Origin of the sequence: Pseudoalteromonas ardens (assembly GCF_030125445.1) — a bacterium.
In the GTDB taxonomy this organism is placed as follows: domain Bacteria; phylum Pseudomonadota; class Gammaproteobacteria; order Enterobacterales; family Alteromonadaceae; genus Pseudoalteromonas; species Pseudoalteromonas ardens.
In genome coordinates this window covers 617,741-635,892 of record NZ_JASJUV010000003.1, presented here as the reverse complement: position 1 = coordinate 635,892, position 18,152 = coordinate 617,741, and the positions used below count along the sequence as shown (strand labels likewise).

At 48.7% G+C, this 18,152-nt stretch carries 17 protein-coding genes; 11 read left to right on the top strand and 6 right to left on the bottom strand.

Annotation, left to right across the window (positions count from 1 at the left end):
• Nucleotides 1–76 precede the first annotated feature (76 nt).
• The 8 genes from QNM19_RS13590 to nth (QNM19_RS13555) all read left to right on the top strand — a co-directional run bounded on the left by QNM19_RS13590 (nt 77) and on the right by nth (QNM19_RS13555) (nt 9,287).
• Nucleotides 77–2,020 carry an EAL domain-containing protein gene (locus QNM19_RS13590; RefSeq protein ID WP_284026796.1) on the top strand — a complete coding sequence of 648 codons (1,944 nt, stop codon included), beginning with the start codon at nt 77–79 and terminating at the stop codon, nt 2,018–2,020.
• Nucleotides 2,021–2,192: 172 nt separating this feature from the next.
• A complete protein-coding gene (rsxA, locus tag QNM19_RS13585; RefSeq protein WP_049865909.1) occupies nt 2,193–2,774 on the top strand; it encodes an electron transport complex subunit RsxA in 582 nt (193 codons plus the stop codon).
• Between the two features lies 1 nt (nt 2,775).
• On the top strand, nt 2,776–3,333 hold the full coding sequence (gene rsxB, locus QNM19_RS13580) for an electron transport complex subunit RsxB (protein WP_010386489.1): 558 nt from the start codon (nt 2,776–2,778) through the stop codon (nt 3,331–3,333).
• Between the two features lie 9 nt (nt 3,334–3,342).
• Nucleotides 3,343–6,189: an electron transport complex subunit RsxC gene (gene rsxC / locus QNM19_RS13575; protein ID WP_284026795.1), complete on the top strand. Its 2,847-nt coding sequence runs from the start codon at nt 3,343–3,345 to the stop codon at nt 6,187–6,189.
• The gene (rsxD, locus tag QNM19_RS13570; RefSeq protein ID WP_284026794.1) at nt 6,186–7,244 is read left to right on the top strand and encodes an electron transport complex subunit RsxD; all 1,059 of its coding nucleotides are present in this window, start codon (nt 6,186–6,188) and stop codon (nt 7,242–7,244) included. The genes rsxC and rsxD overlap by 4 nt, the downstream gene beginning before the upstream one ends.
• Nucleotides 7,241–7,882, top strand: a complete 642-nt coding sequence (gene rsxG, locus QNM19_RS13565) for an electron transport complex subunit RsxG (RefSeq protein WP_049866269.1) — start codon at nt 7,241–7,243, stop codon at nt 7,880–7,882. Before rsxD ends, rsxG begins: the two co-directional genes overlap by 4 nt.
• On the top strand, nt 7,875–8,573 hold the full coding sequence (locus QNM19_RS13560) for an electron transport complex subunit E (protein ID WP_049866268.1): 699 nt from the start codon (nt 7,875–7,877) through the stop codon (nt 8,571–8,573). Before rsxG ends, QNM19_RS13560 begins: the two co-directional genes overlap by 8 nt.
• 81 nt (nt 8,574–8,654) lie before the next feature.
• Nucleotides 8,655–9,287 carry an endonuclease III gene (nth, locus tag QNM19_RS13555; RefSeq protein WP_049866267.1) on the top strand — a complete coding sequence of 211 codons (633 nt, stop codon included), beginning with the start codon at nt 8,655–8,657 and terminating at the stop codon, nt 9,285–9,287.
• 58 nt (nt 9,288–9,345) lie between these two features.
• Here the strand turns inward: nth (QNM19_RS13555) and QNM19_RS13550 are convergent, their stop codons facing one another.
• Nucleotides 9,346–10,023, bottom strand: coding sequence for a hypothetical protein (locus QNM19_RS13550; protein ID WP_049866266.1), 678 nt, complete (start codon nt 10,021–10,023; stop codon nt 9,346–9,348).
• A gap of 309 nt (nt 10,024–10,332) precedes the next feature.
• On the opposite strand from QNM19_RS13550, the gene QNM19_RS13545 reads away from it, so the two are divergent.
• Nucleotides 10,333–11,913, top strand: coding sequence for an L-lactate permease (locus QNM19_RS13545; RefSeq protein ID WP_049866265.1), 1,581 nt, complete (start codon nt 10,333–10,335; stop codon nt 11,911–11,913).
• Here the strand turns inward: QNM19_RS13545 and zigA are convergent.
• From zigA to QNM19_RS13525, 4 genes are all read right to left on the bottom strand, one after another.
• A complete protein-coding gene (zigA, locus tag QNM19_RS13540) occupies nt 11,910–13,121 on the bottom strand; it encodes a zinc metallochaperone GTPase ZigA (RefSeq protein ID WP_417712343.1) in 1,212 nt (403 codons plus the stop codon). The two genes, QNM19_RS13545 and zigA, sit on opposite strands and share 4 nt — an antisense overlap.
• Nucleotides 13,122–13,175: 54 nt before the next feature.
• A complete protein-coding gene (locus QNM19_RS13535) occupies nt 13,176–13,619 on the bottom strand; it encodes a TraR/DksA C4-type zinc finger protein (protein WP_058797409.1) in 444 nt (147 codons plus the stop codon).
• A 148-nt stretch (nt 13,620–13,767) separates the two neighbouring features.
• Nucleotides 13,768–13,944 (bottom strand): hypothetical protein, encoded by a 177-nt coding sequence (locus QNM19_RS13530; RefSeq protein ID WP_156202186.1) that lies wholly within the window; start codon nt 13,942–13,944, stop codon nt 13,768–13,770.
• 90 nt (nt 13,945–14,034) lie between these two features.
• Nucleotides 14,035–14,550, bottom strand: coding sequence for a hypothetical protein (locus tag QNM19_RS13525; RefSeq protein WP_049863652.1), 516 nt, complete (start codon nt 14,548–14,550; stop codon nt 14,035–14,037).
• Between the two features lie 162 nt (nt 14,551–14,712).
• Between QNM19_RS13525 and QNM19_RS13520 the strand changes: the two genes are divergently transcribed.
• Nucleotides 14,713–15,759: a helix-turn-helix domain-containing protein gene (locus QNM19_RS13520; protein ID WP_049863653.1), complete on the top strand. Its 1,047-nt coding sequence runs from the start codon at nt 14,713–14,715 to the stop codon at nt 15,757–15,759.
• An 18-nt stretch (nt 15,760–15,777) separates the two neighbouring features.
• On the top strand, nt 15,778–16,512 hold the full coding sequence (gene nth, locus QNM19_RS13515; protein ID WP_284026792.1) for an endonuclease III: 735 nt from the start codon (nt 15,778–15,780) through the stop codon (nt 16,510–16,512).
• Here nth (QNM19_RS13515) and QNM19_RS13510 read toward each other — a convergent pair.
• Nucleotides 16,509–18,089, bottom strand: a complete 1,581-nt coding sequence (locus QNM19_RS13510) for a methyl-accepting chemotaxis protein (RefSeq protein WP_049863654.1) — start codon at nt 18,087–18,089, stop codon at nt 16,509–16,511. The genes nth (QNM19_RS13515) and QNM19_RS13510 overlap by 4 nt on opposite strands.
• Nucleotides 18,090–18,152 lie beyond the last annotated feature (63 nt).

Sequence of the window (18,152 nt, the reverse complement as noted above, 5' to 3'; positions counted from 1 at the left end):
CACTCCTCAAAAAAGCTGCTGATGCAAGTCAGTCGACGAATGGAATTTAATCCCAATTTCAGGTAGATGAATAACAATGGCAGGTTTTAAAAAACTTATATTTCTCCAGCTCATTTCCTGGATTGTTTTTTCTGCGCTTGGTAGCTTCTTGATCGCAAGCAGCTTTGATAACGCCGTCAGCAGAGCCCAGCAAAATGCACAAAGCATGGTGAGTAACTATATTCAGGAAAAAACCATGGCGGATGTCACGCCTGAGCACATACGCTTATCTTTGGGCAGTGGCAATGTATTTTCTTCTTTTATTGTCCGCGACTTTGCCGGACAAACCGTTTTGAACATCAATACTCAGAGCGAAATGCCAGTACTGGCGGGTATCATCGCAGATACAATGAACTCCATACGCCCGCAATTTGCGGTCAACAAAAGTAAAGACATTAAAATAGAGTTCCTGATTAATGTGGAGAGTCAGGCTGCACTGCTGCAGCAAGCATTGATTTTTATGATCATCATCTCAGCACTGATGGCCTTTTTCCCTATCTTTTATATGAAGACGATTTATCGCAAGCTAAATCGGAATGTCAGTATGACCGTTGCCGATGCGGTTGACATCTATATCACCCAAAACCAAGTGTCGGAAAGCATAGATCAGGATTTCAATACCAATAAAGTGGCTGATTTGGGCGCTGAGCTGGCCCCTTCATTCAACCGACTTGCCCACTTTCTGAAGAGCAAACAGGAAGACATTAAGTCTGCTGCCCAAACAATAAAGCAAGAAGCCTATAAAGATGTGGTGACCGGTCTTGGTAACCGTAATATGTTTGTTGAATATTACGAACACCAGATCGAATCTGCCAGTGATAAGAGTTTTGGCTCACTTGCCATGGTGCGTTGCAGCGAGCTGCAAATGATTAACCAGACCCGAGGTTATCAAAAGGGCGATCTATATATTAAAGGGATTGCTGACATTGTTAAGCACGTTAGTGGTACTTATACGGGCAGTCAGGTGTTCCGTCTCAACAGCTCCGACTTTGCGGTTATTTTGCCGAATATCCCGTCAAAAGAAGCTGAACGTTTTGGCGAAACCCTGCAAGCCAGATTTACTCAGTATCAGCAAAACCAAGAATTAAGTTCAGTCGCCAACACTGGTATTGTGCCTTACGAATCAGGTAAGCCATTAGGTGAATTGCTATCTGTGGTGGATAACGCCATGAGTATGGCACAGAGCAAGCAAGCCAACGCCTGGCATCTGCAGCGAGAAACGGACTTGGTTAATAATGTTGGTGCCGGATTTGGTAACCAAAACTGGCGACGTGTTATCCGTGAAGTCATTGAAAGCCGCCGCGTTATGCTGATGATGCAAAACATCATGCCAATTGGGAAAAATGTTAAAGCGTATGCCGAAATACAGGCACGCTTTAAAACTGAGGACGGGCAAATGCTGCCTACCGCGTCTTTCCTGGCGATGGCCGAAAAGTTGGAAATGGCTGTAGAAATTGATCAGCTCATCATTGATACCTCGATTGAGATGATTAAATCTCGCAATTTCAATGAAAAGTTCTTCGGCATCAATGTCACGGCGTCCAGTGCCCACAGTGATCAGTTTGTTATCTGGCTTGAGCGCCGACTGTTAAAAGAAGCCAACCTGGCATCTAAGCTGATCTTTGAAGTCAGCGAATTTGGCTTGCAGCAGAATATTAAAGCCAGTAAACGCTTTATCGATATGGTACACCGGGTTGGTGCCCGTATCACAGTTGAACGTTTCGGTGTTGGACTCACCTCCTTTAAGTTCTTCCGCGACCTGAAACCTGACTTTATTAAGATGGATGCAAGCTACACCCGAGGCCTGGAAGAAGACAAAAATAACCAGTACTTCATGCGTCTGATGGTCGACCTTGCGCATCGCATTGGGGTCAGTGTGTTTGCCGAAGGGGTCGAAAGCCAGGAAGAAAAGCACATCGTTGAGACCTTATGTCTTGACGGCGTTCAGGGTTACTACATCGAAAAGCCAAAAGAAGTTTGACACTCTGATGACAATAGGGCGAGTTTATTGCCCTATTGTCAACTTTAATAGCCATTTTTAACAAACTTTCCCTCCTCTCACCTGGCTAAATACTGTGATCTCTGGCCCGAAATTGTTAGAATTCTCAGTCTATTCTGGTTCTCTGTAAATTCATTCACACTAAGGGGCAAGCATGACAGAGTATATTCTGTTGCTTATTGGCACAGTGTTGGTAAATAACTTTGTATTGGTACAATTCCTGGGTTTATGCCCATTTATGGGTGTGTCGGGCAAACTGGAGACTGCCATCGGCATGTCACTTGCGACAACCTTTGTACTGACACTGGCATCTGTCACAAGTTATCTGGTTAATCAGTACATTTTGCTTCCCCTGGATCTTACCTTCCTACGCACAATGAGCTTTATTTTAGTGATTGCCGTGGTAGTGCAATTCACAGAGATGGTCGTTCGCAAGACCAGCCCAACCTTGTACCGATTACTTGGTATCTTTTTACCTCTGATCACCACCAACTGCGCTGTATTAGGGGTCGCACTACTTAACATCAAAAATGATCACACTTTTATCGGCTCCGCCGTGTACGGTTTCGGTGCCGCTGTGGGCTTTTCATTAGTGCTGGTTTTATTTGCCGCGTTACGAGAACGCCTGGCTGTCGCAGATGTGCCCACACCATTTAAAGGCGCATCGATTGCTATGATCACTGCCGGACTAATGTCACTGGCCTTCATGGGTTTTTCTGGATTGGTGAAGTTCTGAGATGACACTATTTTTTTACGCACTTATCGCCATCGGCGCGCTGGCGCTGGTATTTGGCCTTATTCTCGGCTACGCAGCCGTAAAGTATCGGGTTGAAAGCAACCCCATTGTTGATCAGGTAGATGCCATATTGCCACAAACCCAATGTGGTCAATGTGGATACCCGGGATGTCGTCCTTATGCAGAGGCCATTGCTAACGGCGATGACGTCAATAAATGTCCACCAGGCGGTGAAGCGACGGTCAAAAAGCTCGCCGACTTAATGGGAGTTGAAGCCAAACCGCTGGCAGGTGGTGAAGAGGCAGAGCCCATTAAAAAAGTCGCCTATATACGCGAAGATGAATGCATTGGCTGCACGAAATGCATTCAGGCCTGCCCGGTTGATGCCATTGTTGGTGCGACTCGCCAGATGCACACCGTCATTGCCGATGAATGTACCGGCTGTGACCTGTGTGTTGACCCCTGCCCTGTCGATTGTATTGATATGATCCCGGTGGCACAAACCGTACAAACCTGGAAATGGCAGATAGATGCTATTCCTGTAAAGCAAATCGACTAAGAGGGTTAAGTGGAAACTTTACTTGAACAAATTGAACACGGTAAATTGTGGCAGTTTCCCGGTGGTATTCATCCACCGGAGCAAAAATCTGTGTCAAACCAGGCGAGTATTGGTCGTATTCCCCTGCCCGATTATCTGGTTCTCCCCCTGAAACAACACATAGGTGCCAATGGCCAGCTGCTGGTCAATAAAGGAGATACCGTACATAAAGGCCAGGCATTAACCCGCCCGGGCGCAAACTGGTCATTACCGGTACATGCCCCGACGTCCGGTGTGATCAGTGATATCAAGCCAATGCCTTCTGCGCACCCTTCTGCGCTACCTGAGCTAAGTATCATCCTCACCCCTGATGGCGAAGACCGCTGGTGTGAGCTTAACCCGGTGACAGACTATAAGCAGTTAGACAATCAGGCCTTGATTGACATTATTCATCATGCCGGTATTGCCGGAATGGGTGGTGCAGGGTTCCCAACCTATGTAAAGGCCGACAGCGCCAAGCATAAACCCATCGAGTTTTTAGTGGTCAATGGCGTGGAATGTGAGCCGTATATCACCGCCGATGATCTGTTGATGCGCGAACATGCCGAGCAAATTGTACAGGGTATCGAGATTATGCAGCATCTGCTTAATCCTGAATATGTCCTGGTCGGTATCGAAACCAATAAACCCGAAGCCATCGAAGCCATGACAGCCGCTGCGGCACATAATAGTAAGATCCTCATCCGCAGCCTACCCGTCAAATACCCCTCGGGTGGTGAAAAGCAGCTAATACAAGTGCTTACTTCGAAAGAAGTCCCTAGCGGCGGGATCCCAGCAGATGTCGGTGTTCTGGTGCAGAATGTCGGCACTTTGTTCGCTGTTAGCGAAGCCGTATCTAAAGGCAAGCCTCTGATTGAACGTGTAGTGACCATAACCGGTAACACCATCCAGACCCCACAAAATGTCTGGGCATTACTGGGCACTGAAATTAAGCACTTACTTACCTGCCAGGGCTTTGAACCCGTTACTGACCAACGCGTCATCATGGGTGGACCTATGATGGGCTTTACTCTGCCAACGGTACGGATCCCGGTGGTAAAAACCACCAACTGTATTCTGGCCCCGGATAACCAGGAACTGGCCGTTGCCGGCCCCGAGCAAGCTTGTATTCGCTGTAGTGCCTGTGCCGACGCCTGCCCACAAACGCTGCTGCCACAGCAATTACAATGGTTTGCCAAAGGTAAAGAGTACGACAAACTCGAAGAGCACAACCTGTTCGACTGTATCGAATGTGGTGCCTGTGCCTATGTCTGCCCGAGTGAAATTCCACTGGTCCAGTATTATCGCGTTGCCAAAGCAGAGATCCGTGAACAGAAGCTCGAAAAAGTGAAGGCTGAGCGGGCTAAAGAACGCTTTGAGGCACGTAAAGAGCGACTCGAACGCGATCAGGAAGAACGCCAGAATCGTCATAAACGGCCAGCACGCAGCACCCCTCGCAATGCCGAGCAACAAGACAAAGTCAGTGCGGCAATGGAGCGCGTTAAACAGAAAAAAGACAGTCAGTCAGCGGTGCAGGCCGCCATCGAAAGAGCGAAGGCTAAAAAAGCCGCTGATGGCACACTGGAACCAGACAATTCAGAGGTCGCGCTGGAGCGCGCTAAGCGAAAAGAAAAAGCGCGTCAGTATAAAGCAGAAAAAGACGCCCAGGCTTCACCTGAAATGCATGCCGGTGGAGAAGGGTCGCGCAAAGATGCCGTTGCTGCTGCGATAGCACGCGCCAAGGCCAAAAAAGCGGCCCAACAAAGTGATGCAGCTGAACCGCAAACAGCAACCGACGATCCGCGTAAAGCAGCTGTCGCTGCCGCAATAGCACGTGCTAAAGCCAAAAAAGCAGCGCAACAGGATGATCAGCCAGCGCAACAACAAAACGAAGAGGCAGACAGCGATCCGCGCAAGGCCGCCGTCGCAGCTGCCATTGCCCGTGCTAAGGCAAAGAAAGCCGCCCAAGAGGCCGAGCAACAAGCAGACGCAGAGCCTGCAGAGACTGACGCTGAACCGGAAGATCCTCGCAAGGCCGCCGTTGCAGCTGCCATTGCCCGTGCCAAGGCGAAGAAAGCCGCCAAAGAGACCGAGCAGCAAGCAGACCCAGAGCCGGTCAGTAATGACGCTGAACCGGAAGATCCCCGTAAGGCCGCCGTTGCCGCTGCCATTGCCCGCGCTAAGGCTAAGAAAGCCGCCAAAGAGGCCGAGCAACAAGCAGACGCAGAGCCTGCAGAGACTGACGCTGAACCGGACGATCCTCGCAAGGCCGCCGTTGCAGCTGCTATTGCCCGAGCCAAGGCGAAGAAAGCCGCCAAAGAAGCTGAACAGCAAGCAGACGCAGAGCCTGCACAGACTGACGCTGAACCGGAAGATCCTCGCAAGGCCGCCGTTGCAGCTGCCATTGCCCGTGCCAAGGCGAAGAAAGCCGCCAAAGAAGCTGAGCTGCAAGCAGACGCAGAGCCTGCACAGACTGACGCTGAACCGGAAGATCCTCGCAAAGCCGCCGTTGCAGCTGCCATTGCCCGTGCCAAGGCGAAGAAAGCCGCCAAAGAAGCCGAGCAGCAAGCAGACGCAGAGCCTGCAGAGACTGACGCTGAACCGGAAGATCCTCGCAAAGCCGCCGTTGCAGCTGCCATTGCCCGTGCCAAGGCGAAAAAAGCCGCCAAAGAAGCTGAGCAACAAGCAGACGCAGAAACGGCCGATTCAGCGACCGAGAATGATGCGCCCCTGAGCGCGGAAGAAAAACGTCAGGCGGCAATTAAAGCCGCTGTGGCACGCGCAAAAGCGAAAAAGCAGGCTGCCGCCAAAGACCAAGAAGGAAATGATCTGTCATGAAATTAACCATGGCTTCATCGCCCCACAATCACAGCCATAAAACACTTAGCCGCCTGATGCTGACAGTGATCGCCGCGTGTGTTCCCGGTATTCTGGTACAAAGTTACTTTTTCGGTGCCGGCACCTTATTCCAGCTAGTACTGGCGCTGCTTACGGTCAGTGCGACCGAAGCCGTGATGATGAAACTGCGTGGTCGCCCTGTCTGGCCAACACTCAGCGATGGCAGTGCCTGGCTGACCGCAATGCTGCTGGCGATAAGTATTCCGCCTTTGGCCCCCTGGTGGGTCACTGTAATTGGCTGCGTGTTTGCCATTGCGATGGTCAAACAGCTCTATGGTGGTCTGGGTTTTAACCTGTTCAACCCCGCGATGGCTGCATACGTTTTGCTGTTGATCTCCTTTCCGGTGCAGATGACCAGCTGGACACCAGTCATCGACATACAGGCAACACCACTGTCAGTACTGGATCAACTGGCACTCATATTTACTGAACAGACCCTTGCAGGAGTGCCACTTGCGGAAGCACGCCAGGTCATTGACGGTACTACCTCAGCTACCCCGCTAGATCATGTCAAAACGGCCGTATCGCAAAATTTGACTGTCTCAGAAGCCACTGATAATGCTGCGTACGGGGAATATGCAGGACAAGGCTGGCAGTGGGTTAACCTAGCTTACCTGTTAGGCGGTTTGTACCTGCTAAAAGCCAAAATCATTAACTGGCACATCCCGGTGGCGTTTATTATGACCCTGGCGATATGCAGCGGCCTTGGGTTTGTGCTGTCTCCAGCAACGCAAGCAGGTACCCTGTTCCACCTGCTGAGCGGTGCGACTATGCTGGGCGCCTTTTTTATCGCCACCGATCCGGTGTCAGCCAGTACCACCAACCGCGGCCGCCTGATCTATGGCGCACTCATTGGGCTGCTGGTTTATCTGATCCGTCATTTTGGTGGCTACCCGGACGCCGTCGCCTTTGCCGTATTGATCATGAACATGGCGGTGCCTTTGATTGATTACTACACGCAGCCTCGTACTTACGGGCATGGAGCAAGCTCATGATCCTGTCATCAATGAAGAAAAACGGCTTTATTCTGACCGCCTTTGCACTGGCGACCACAGGTAGCGTCGCATTGGTACAAACCTTTACGGCGCCAGAAATTGCCAAACAGGAACAACGTCACCTGATGCGCGTCCTCACCCAGGTCATTCCACAGGCGCAATACGATAACGAGCTCTATCTGGACTGCACGGTAAGTAGTGCGCCTGAGCTGGGTCCTAACGGACCACATGTCATCTACCGAGCGCGCCTGCAAGATACCCCTGTCGCCTTGCTGGTACAACATATTACACCGCGTGGCTACAGCGGCAATATCGACATTCTGAGCGCAGTCTACAATAATGGTGAGATCGCCGGCGTACGCGTCACGCGCCATGAAGAAACCCCCGGTCTTGGCGATAAAGTCGAGCTGGCAAAGTCTGACTGGATAACCCGTTTCAGTGGAACGGTCGTAACTCAGGAAAAAGACCCGGCTTTTAATGTCCAAAAAGATGGCGGCCAATTTGACCAATTCACCGGTGCGACTATCACACCTCGCGCCGTCGTTCAGAGCGTTAATGCCGCAGCGTGGTATGCCCGCAGCAATTTTGACACGCTCTTTGCCGCGCCAAACCACTGTCAGGAGGCCATCGATGAGTGAATTTAAACAACTCGCCCACGAGGGGATGTGGAAAAACAACCCCGCACTCGTGCAGCTGCTAGGCCTGTGTCCATTGCTGGCCGTCACCAGCACCATCACCAATGCTTTGGGCCTGGGGCTGGCCACTTTGCTGGTACTGGTTGGCTCCAATGTCACCGTTTCCATTGTGCGAAACTGGGTACCCAAAGACATCCGGATCCCGGTCTTTGTGATGATCATTGCCGCCTTTGTAACTATCGTGCAGCTACTCATGAACGCTTACACTTTCGGTCTGTATCAGTCATTGGGGATCTTTATTCCACTTATCGTCACCAACTGTGCCATCATTGGCCGCGCCGAAGCGTACGCCTCTAAAAATACGCCCCTGCTGTCAGCATGGGATGGCATTATGATGGGATTGGGCTTTGGTGCTGTACTGGTATTACTTGGCGCTATGCGCGAGTTAATTGGCCAGGGTACCCTGTTTGATGGTGCAAATCTGTTACTGGGCGACTGGGCAACGGCACTGCGGATCGAAATCATCGAGTTCGACAGTCAATTCCTGGTGGCCATTTTGCCACCCGGCGCATTTTTAGGACTCGGTTTAATCATTGCTGCCAAAAATTATGTCGATGCCCGCAAAGAAGCCCAGGCTGAACCTATCAGCAACCCTGAAAAGGCGCCTCGAGCCCGGGTCACCAGCTTAGATTAATTCGCAGCGGGAAAGCCGTCACTTTCCCGCTTAACACCGATAAAATCAACAGCACAACCATACAGCAAGTAAGTCAGTACTATGAATAAAGCAAAACGACACGAAATTCTCACCCGTCTGCGGGATGACAATCCTAACCCGGAGACTGAACTGGAATACACCTCGCCTTTCGAGCTGCTGGTCGCTGTCACTTTGTCGGCTCAGGCCACTGATGTGAGTGTCAACAAAGCCACCCGTAAGCTGTTTCCCGTGGCTAACACCCCACAGGCGATTATCGACCTCGGTGTAGATGGCCTGAAGGACTACATCAAAACCATCGGTTTATTTAACTCCAAAGCCAATAATGTCTACAAGATGTGCCATATTCTGATGGAACAACATGGTGGAGAAGTCCCGGAGAACCGCGAAGCGTTGGAAGCCCTGCCCGGCGTCGGTCGTAAAACCGCTAACGTAGTGCTTAATTGTGCTTTCGGCTGGCCAACCATTGCGGTTGATACACACATTTTTCGCGTTTCAAACCGTACCAAATTTGCCATGGGTAAAGATGTGGTCGCAGTTGAAGAGAAACTAGAAAAGGTGGTGCCAAAGGAGTTTAAAGTCGACGTCCATCACTGGCTGATTTTACTTGGTCGCTACGTCTGTACCGCACGCAAGCCTAAATGTGGTAGCTGTATCATCGAAGACTTGTGCGAGTTTAAAGAGAAAACAGAGTAAATACCTTGGTGCACAGTGGGCGCAACTCAAAGCCCACCACGCATCACTGCCACCCACATTATTCGCTGTTTGCTGGTCGCCTGATCATCATTAGTCTTTTAAGCAACACACTGCTGCCCAGCACATCTGTGATTTGATTGTACCAGTTGGTGAACAAGACCCGGATCACCCAGTAGAAAAGTACCCCTATCATCAGATATATCAGCGCATTACTGTCTATGAAATCCGGCCAGCTGTCTGATGTATTGGCTGAGAAAGACATCACCGCACCTAATAACGCAAAACACGCTCTCCACGTATGCCTGACCATACGGTGCTTGCCGCTGAGCCCTCCACTCAGTATCATTTTGGCATCTAAACACGCAGCCATCGCGGCAATCACCGCATGAAGGGTAAATATGGTTTTGAAAGTCGCCGAAAGCTCGGTAGCGGTATACACGAAGTAAAACAAATCAAAGCTGATGTAGATAATCACCAGCATTGCAATGAACTCAAAAGCACCCACTGAGCGCTCTTTCCTCAACACAACCGCCCAGGCTGTTGAGCCATAGTACAAGGTCAGTAACGCCATCGTCAGGCCGCCATTAAACAGAGCAGCACTGCCCGCCATGACTAACATAGATAAGAAAAATAGATTTCCGGACCATCTGTGTTTGGTCGTTCCTTTGGCAAAACTCAACGCGCCTATGCCAAACAACAATAAAAATGACCCAGCAATAATATGCAACGTCAGCATGTCGCCTCCTTGTTGTATCTGATACCTGTGAGCATCGCTTTTGTGCGCCGTTGCTCGCCAAAGCCAGGAGCTACGCAAACCTTCCCTGACTAAAATTCATACTAACAAGACGTATGTTAATCGAGTACATCAATTGCACGATAAGCCCAAATGAAGTGTTACAAACCATTACATTTGTGTCTTACCTGACCCATTTTTTGCGCAGCTTGCCGGCGTTACCTCTAGAACAAGTGTTGCAAACTCCATATATTCAGTGCCTTATTGACGTGCTAAGCTCACTTTATTAAGCAACGGATTGGTTATTCTCTGATGACACTACCACAACAACTCACGGCTCTGGTGCCAATCCTTAGCGTGTTTATCTTGCTGGTATTATTTAGGTTACCTGCGAGACAAGCTATGCCATTTAGTTTGCTGCTTAGCGCTTTATCCGCTTATTTGGTCTGGCAAGTCCCCTGGCAACAAATCTCAGCCGCCGCGCTGGAAGGCTTGATCATCGCAATAACCATAATATGGATTGTTTTTGGGGCAATCTTTTTACTGAAGGTGCTACAACACACCAGGGCTATCCTCACCATTAAAAATGGTTTCGCCCGGATCAGTCCGGACAAACGAGTACAGCTGATTATCATTGCCTGGTTATTTGGCAGCTTTCTGGAGGGGGCAGCCGGATTTGGTACACCCGCTGCCATCGCAGCGCCTTTGTTGGTTGCCCTGGGGTTTACACCGCTGAGCGCAGTTGTACTGGCGCTGGTGGCCGACTCCAGTGCGGTCTCATTTGGTGCCGTTGGTACACCGGCGATTGTCGGAATTGGTCAGGGCGCCGCGAATATCGATTACACACAAGTTCAGCACATTGCCTTAACCGCCATTGGTATTGATATTGTTGTTGCAGCCCTGCTGCCGTTGATTTTAGTTATGCTGTATTGTCGCTTTTTCAGCGACGCCCCTAGCTGGCGATCCGGATTTGCTATGGCGCCTTTTGCTCTATTCAGTGCGCTGGCTTTTACCCTGCCCGCGTATAGCGTCGCCTGGTTATTGGGGCCAGAGTTTCCCTCTGTGCTGGGCGCAATGGCGGGGTTAGCTATTGTCTGCCCCTTAGCGCGAAAAGGATTTTTGTTGCCTAAACCCGAAAACACAACAATATCGACGACGTCGAATGCAGACACTCCTTCATTGGGCCTGATCAAAGCTTGGTTACCCTATGTGATAGTTGCTGCATTACTTGTGCTAACCCGGATCCCCTCATTGCCGTTCAAGGCCATTCTACAAAACGTTCAGTTTGAATGGGCCCATATCCTGGGATCAGCCATTTCAGTTAATGTCATGCCTCTGTACCTGCCTGGCAGTGTGTTTGTCGTAACCGCGCTTTTTGCCTTGTGGTTACAAGGCGGCACGATGTCACACTTTCGCCTTGCGCTGCAAAACAGTGTCAGTATGCTATTGCCCTCTGTCATCGCACTGAGCGCAGCCGTGCCTATGGTACGCATCTTTCTTCATTCAGCAATAAATGATGCAGACCTGCCTGCCATGCCAATGGCACTGGCTGAATCTGTTGCGTTACACTTGAGTGACTTTTGGCTATTGATTGCACCCCTGGTAGGTGCGTTAGGGGCGTTTATCGCGGGCTCGGCAACCTTTTCTAACCTGATGTTTGCCAGCTTTCAGCAAGCATTGGCAACAGAAGCCGGGCTGGATATGCAGCTGGTGCTGGCACTACAAATGCTCGGCGCGAATGGTGGCAATATGATTGCGGTAGTCAATGTGGTGGCAGCCGCCAGTGTCGTCGGCCTGCATGGCAAAGAGGGCGATATTATTCGCTACACCCTAGTTCCCATGCTTTATTACTGTCTGACGGCCAGCCTGATTGCCTGGTTGGTTTTTGTTTAGTGCTCCCAAGAAGGGAAAGGATCCGGCAGCGTTTTCCACGCTTGCTGGCCTTTTAGCACGTCTTCTTCACTCAACAAACACGCGTTCAGGCGGCGGATAATGTCTTCTTTATCCAGCCCCTGACCAATAAACACTAATTCCTGGCGCATGTCACCAAACGGCTCAACCCAGTGCTCTTCAATGGCAGCAATATATTCCGGGTCTTCTGGCCACTGATCTCGTGGTACGGCTTTCCAAAATAATCCTGCCGCACCATGTCTGGCAATCCCCCCAGCCTGACTCCAGCTACCGGCAAAGTGAGGCCGGGTTGCCAGCCAGAAAAACCCCTTTGAGCGAATCAGCTTACCGGCCAGCTCGTCACTGTGTAAAAAGTCATAAAATTTTTCCGGATGGAAGGGTCTTCTGGCACAAAAGGTAAAACTGCTGATGCCAAATTCTTCCGTTTCCGGAATGTGCTCGCCCCTGAGCTCTTTGAGCCAGCCGGGTGCCTGCTGGGCTTTTTCAAAACTGAATTTTTTGGTATTTAACACCTGCGCCAGAGGGACCTTACCATGTGCCATTGGTATTTGCTCAGCATCGGTATTAAGTGTACGCAAAATGCTCTGCAAGCGTTTAAGCTCGGTACCTGAGATCAAATCTGTTTTGCTGATCAGCAATACATCGGCAAATTCAACCTGCTCAACAAGTAAATCGGCCACACTACGCTCATCTTCTTCACCTAAACTCTCGCCGACATCCTGCAACGCCTCTGCCCTGTCGTAATCTTTCAGAAAGTTCACCGCATCCACCACTGTGACCATGGTATCCAAAGTGGCGATGTCAGATAAACTTACCCCCTGCTCGTCTGCAAAGGTAAAAGTTTCGGCCACAGGCAGTGGTTCAGAAATGCCAGTTGATTCGATCACCAGATAATCATATTTACCCGACTTAGCCAGCCGGTTGACCTCTTCAAGCAGGTCTTCTCTGAGTGTGCAACAAATGCATCCATTACTCATCTCAACCAATTTTTCCTCGGCCCGATTGAGATTCACTTCATTTTGAACCGTCGCAGCATCAATGTTGATTTCACTCATATCATTGACAATAACGGCTACTTTTAGCCCCTCACGGTTACTCAGAATATGGTTCAGCACCGTGGTTTTTCCTGCCCCTAGAAAACCTGACAACACGGTTACGGGCAATAAATTTGATGTATTTAACATAGCCATTGCTTGATTACCTTACACAGTTTTTGACGGTAGATTGTGTGGGTTCAAGTTCTGTCAGGCATCTCTGTCTTTAACATACATGTGCTCCTTCAGTTCAGAGCACAGTTTTACGTCAGCGCATAATTCAGCCGTGGGCCTTGCCAACAAGCGGGCAATGCCGATCGGCTCACCCGTTTCCTGACAATAGCCATACTCATTGAGCCGGATCCGCTCCAGTGCCTGCTGAATTTTAGGTAACAGCTTTTGCTCACGGTCAACAATGCGCATCAGGATCATGCATTGCTCCTCCCATGATGCTCTGTCACTCAAATCAACCAATTCAGGCGGATCCATTATTTGTGCTTTGGTGTCGCGAATACGCGCTCTGGTAGAGTCATGTAACTCAATCAGATATTGTCTGAAAAATGCCAATTGTTCGGCATTCATATAATCGGATTCAGGTGCAGCCAGAATTTGCTCAGTTGTGAGCGTTGAGGGAGTGGAATTAAGTGCTTGCATAAAGGTGCCTTGTCAGAACATTGAACTTGACAATGTTATATTATAACAAAATCGTATTTAAAAGGATCACCCGATAAAATTTATTTATTTGCGATACTGTGTTGCAAAAGTAAGTTAGTAGAACTTTGCACCACAAGCTAAGACAAGGTCAGTCAATATTTAGCCTATTCGCCAAAGACATATGGTAATTTAGCAAGGTTATTTTTGCCTGTATCACCGCGCTTTCTTCCTCTGTGAACTGGCTCAGCACTTGTTGCAGCTGAGCTTTGTCTGAACTGATTGCATTCAGAAGTTCCAGCGCGCTGAAACGCTCATTGTATATCACACTCCCTCCGTTGCCCTATAGCACCCAAAAACACCGTGGAGGCAGTTATACGTACCGCCCCGGTATCTCCGGTTTTGCTAGCTTATTCTGTTATGACGTCTTATCATTAATTTGCTTCTTGCGTCTCCATGGCTCAATAGGCAGAGTAACGTATCTCCACCAGACATATTTCCATGGGATCAAAACAATCAATACACATATACCAATAATTGATGATTTTGCGTTTACGATACCCGGAACATCCTGACCTGCGAGAAATGATGGCAAAGCGACAACAGTCAGCCAAACGAGTTTCCAGGCAATTTCAAAGATCATAATAGGTAAAAAGGCTAAAGGGCGAAAAACACCTCCAATTGCCAATACAGCCAGCGTTACCAACATCGAATGTCCTAGTCCCCTCCAGTTGTTCCACTCAGAAGCCCCCTCCAGTATGTAGTTCAATTGCTTTGACCCCAATACAATGACCATTGCAGCAAAAATGATCCTAAGCCCCCAAGTTTTCCACAACGGTACAGGCGGAGCACCCTTTTCTATGAAATCATGCATATTATTGTTTTCTCTTGTTATATTATTAGATTCGTTCTCTGTGGATGAATTACTTTGCATAGCAATGCCTCGTTTTCTAGATTTCACCTCTATGCTGCCATGCATGGGAGTTCAAGGAAGATCGAATTTGAAAATCGATGTACGAAAGGGCGATAAATAAGAAGATTCTCGAAAAACATTGAAATTAATGTAGAATCGCAGCAGGAATGGGGGGAGTAAGCATTGGACCTGCTGAACATCGCGCAACTATTTGTTATTTTACTGAGCCTGGTTTTAGCTGCGATTCATTATCGTCTGCGAAGAAGCCATGTATTGCATATAGTATTTGCCGTGTTTTGCGCCTCTTCGTCTATGCACCTTGGCTATAAACTGACAGGTAATTATTGGGCCCCTTATCATCATCTGATAGGCGTTTTCGGTTTCGCTACCTGTAGTGGTTACTGGCTATTTTCGCGCGCTTTTTTCCGTAAAACGAACCCAATCAATCGTCATCACCTCCTTTTCGTCGGCTTACTTGGAGCATGTATGATATTGCGGCACCTGCTACGCTTTTCTGAGAAAATGTGGCTGCTGGATACCAATTTGCTCCCTGCGCTGACAATCGTTTTATCAGAAGCCATTGCCTTATTATCTTCTGGTATGCTCATTCTCGCCTTTTGGGAAGGCTATCGTGTCTTGCAAAGTGCCACAGCAATATACCGTAAAATGGCTGGAATTTTCCTCACTTCATTCATGATTAGCTGTTCCAGCGTCATGCTATTTGCAGCTGCACTACCAACTGATTTACTGGCTGGAGAGGGACGAGGCTGGCTTGTTGCTTTTGCCTACACGTTAATATTAATCAGCACACACGGATTGATCCGATACCGTCAACAACAGTTTGATCAAAAAGTAAAACGTACTGATTCGTCTGTTCAGGAAGAAAATGCGCTTGCTCATCAAATCCATACTTTGCTGGTTAAAGAAAAACGCTATTTAGAGCCTAGTTTGCGAGTTGCTGATATTGCCCGGGAGTTAGACGTTCCCGAATATCGAATTCGCACGATTATGCTCAACCATTTCAAAGCCAAAAACTTTAATCATTACGTTAACCAGATGCGTGTTGAACATGCCAAAACGATATTAAGTGCACCAGATAAAAGTGACTGGCCTGTACTGGTTGTTGGGATTGAAAGTGGCTTTGCTTCTGCCGCGCCCTTTTCACGCGCATTTAAGGAATTTGCAGGTTGCACACCAGGACAGTATCGCAAGCAACTACTTACAACCTAAATAGCTCAAAACATCAATATGAATACATCGATATCAAAGAAAGAAAAAGTACAGGCAATCATAAACATTTTGGACGAACTGTACCCTTCGCCCCCCATTCCTTTAGATCATAAAGATCCTTATACTTTGCTTATCGCTGTTTTACTCTCAGCGCAGTGTACTGATGAGCGCGTCAACCAAATCACCCCTAAGTTGTTTGCCCGTGCAGACAATCCGTATGACATGGTGAAACTGACAATTGATGAAATCAAAGAAATAATTAAGCCATGCGGATTATCACCGATGAAGTCCAAAGGGATCTGGCATCTTTCAGATATGATCATTAAATTGCATGATGGAGCAGTTCCTCAGGATTTAGCGGCCCTTGAAGCTATGCCTGGTGTTGGCCATAAGACCGCCTCTGTTGTAATGTCACAAGCTTTCAATGTGCCAGCCTTCCCCGTTGATACACATATTCACAGACTTATGTATCGCTGGGGATTAACCAACGGGAAAAGTGTTGAACAAACCGAGCGCGACGCAAAAAGGTTATTCCCCAGAGAAAAGTGGAACGACCTCCATTTGCAAATTATCTACTATGGCCGGGAATACTGTCCCGCGCGCGGTTTTTCGCTCGATAAGTGTGTTATTACCCAGCAGTATGGACGCAAGAGCTTCATCAATGAAGTCCTGAAAAAACAATCCAGAAAAAGCAAACTCACTGAGTGGGACAGACATACCCAGCTCCTGGCGCATGTCACCAAAAAGGGCTAACAACTTAGCCTTAACAAAAACTGGTCAACCAATGCAGCTTGATCGGCCAGTGCTTGCTCTGTATTTTTCATCGCTGCTGTAGTGGTGTCTGCACTTTGCATTGAGGCATTCGCAAGCCCGGAGATATTCACGGCTTTGTCGTTGATCTCATTACTGGCCCCCGACATTTGGTCAGTCGCCGTGGCTATTTCGTAATTCAGTGCAGAAATATCTTTTACCATATGCTCTATCGAGGCCAGGTTTTCTTTTGTTTGCTCAGCCTGAGCCACACATTCAGTCGACTTCTCAACCCCATTTTGAATCGCCGCTACCGCGCGCTCAGCCCGTTGTTTGAGCCCGGCCACTATGTCATCAATCTCTCTGGTCGAATCCTGAGTACGCTGCGCCAATGCCCTTACTTCATCAGCCACTACAGCAAAACCTCTTCCCTGCTCACCGGCCCTGGCCGCTTCTATTGCCGCATTCAGAGCGAGCAAGTTAGTCTGCTCTGAAATATCACGTATCACGTCAACCACTCCCCCAATATGCACGGTTTGTTCATTTAGCTCAGCAATATCACGCTGAGTGCGGCTCAACTCTTCGCATAGAGCATGGTTTGTTTGCATACTGGCCTGCACCACAGAGTTCGAATCCAATACTGAGCGCAAAGCCCCTTCAGAGCGGTTTGCTGCATCACTGGTATTGCCCGCAATATCAGAAATCGCAGCGGTCATTTCGTTCATCGCTGTCGCCAAGGAGCCTGTTTGACTTTGTTGTTCCTGCAGTAACTCGGTATTGCTGTGGCACTCTGACACGGTTGCTTGTGCATGCTGGTCAACAAGTTGACTGGCATCCTGTACTCTGCCCAGTACAGCGCGTAGTTCAGAGCCGCGTGCCAGCAACGCCAACTCAATGGCCGCAACATCATTCACTTTATTGAGATAGATTTTTTGCATCAGCGGATTGTCATAAACTTGTTTGGCTTTTTTACTCAAACGACGCACTGGTGACAGCCTTTGATAAGTCAGCGTAAGTACGCCAACGAGCAGTAAGGTCTCGAGGATATAGTTCCATGGTGCAGGTAAACTGGTAAAAATCATGCTCAATATATAAGACACTAAAAGGATCAACATCATTTGAGCTGACAAAGACATAGATGAACGCGTCAATTTTGCCGCATCAACTCCCTTATCAAGTTGCTGGTAAATGTTTTCAGCACGTTTCACCACCTCCCGCTCGGGCTTGGTTCGCACGGATTGATACTCGGCAGTTTGACCAAGCTCATCATTGATTGGCGTCACATAAGCATTGACCCAGTAATGATCTCCATTTTTACAGCGATTTTTTACTATGCCCATCCAGGGCTTGCCTGACCCGATGAATTGCCAGAGATCTTTAAATGCGGCTTTGGGCATGGTTGGGTGACGTACCAGGTTATGTGGCTGCCCTTCCAGCTCATCTAATTCGAAGCCAGCAACGTCACAAAAGCTCTGGTTCGCGTATGTGATACGCCCTTTTGTATCTGTGGTAGATAAGAGGTTATAAGAGACCGGATAATCATTTTCTTTATCCGTATAATCGGTACATCTTTTGGCCATGATACTCACCTAAAAGACGCGATACTAACCCATTTTTCTGAGGTGAGCTTGTTAATAAAGCCT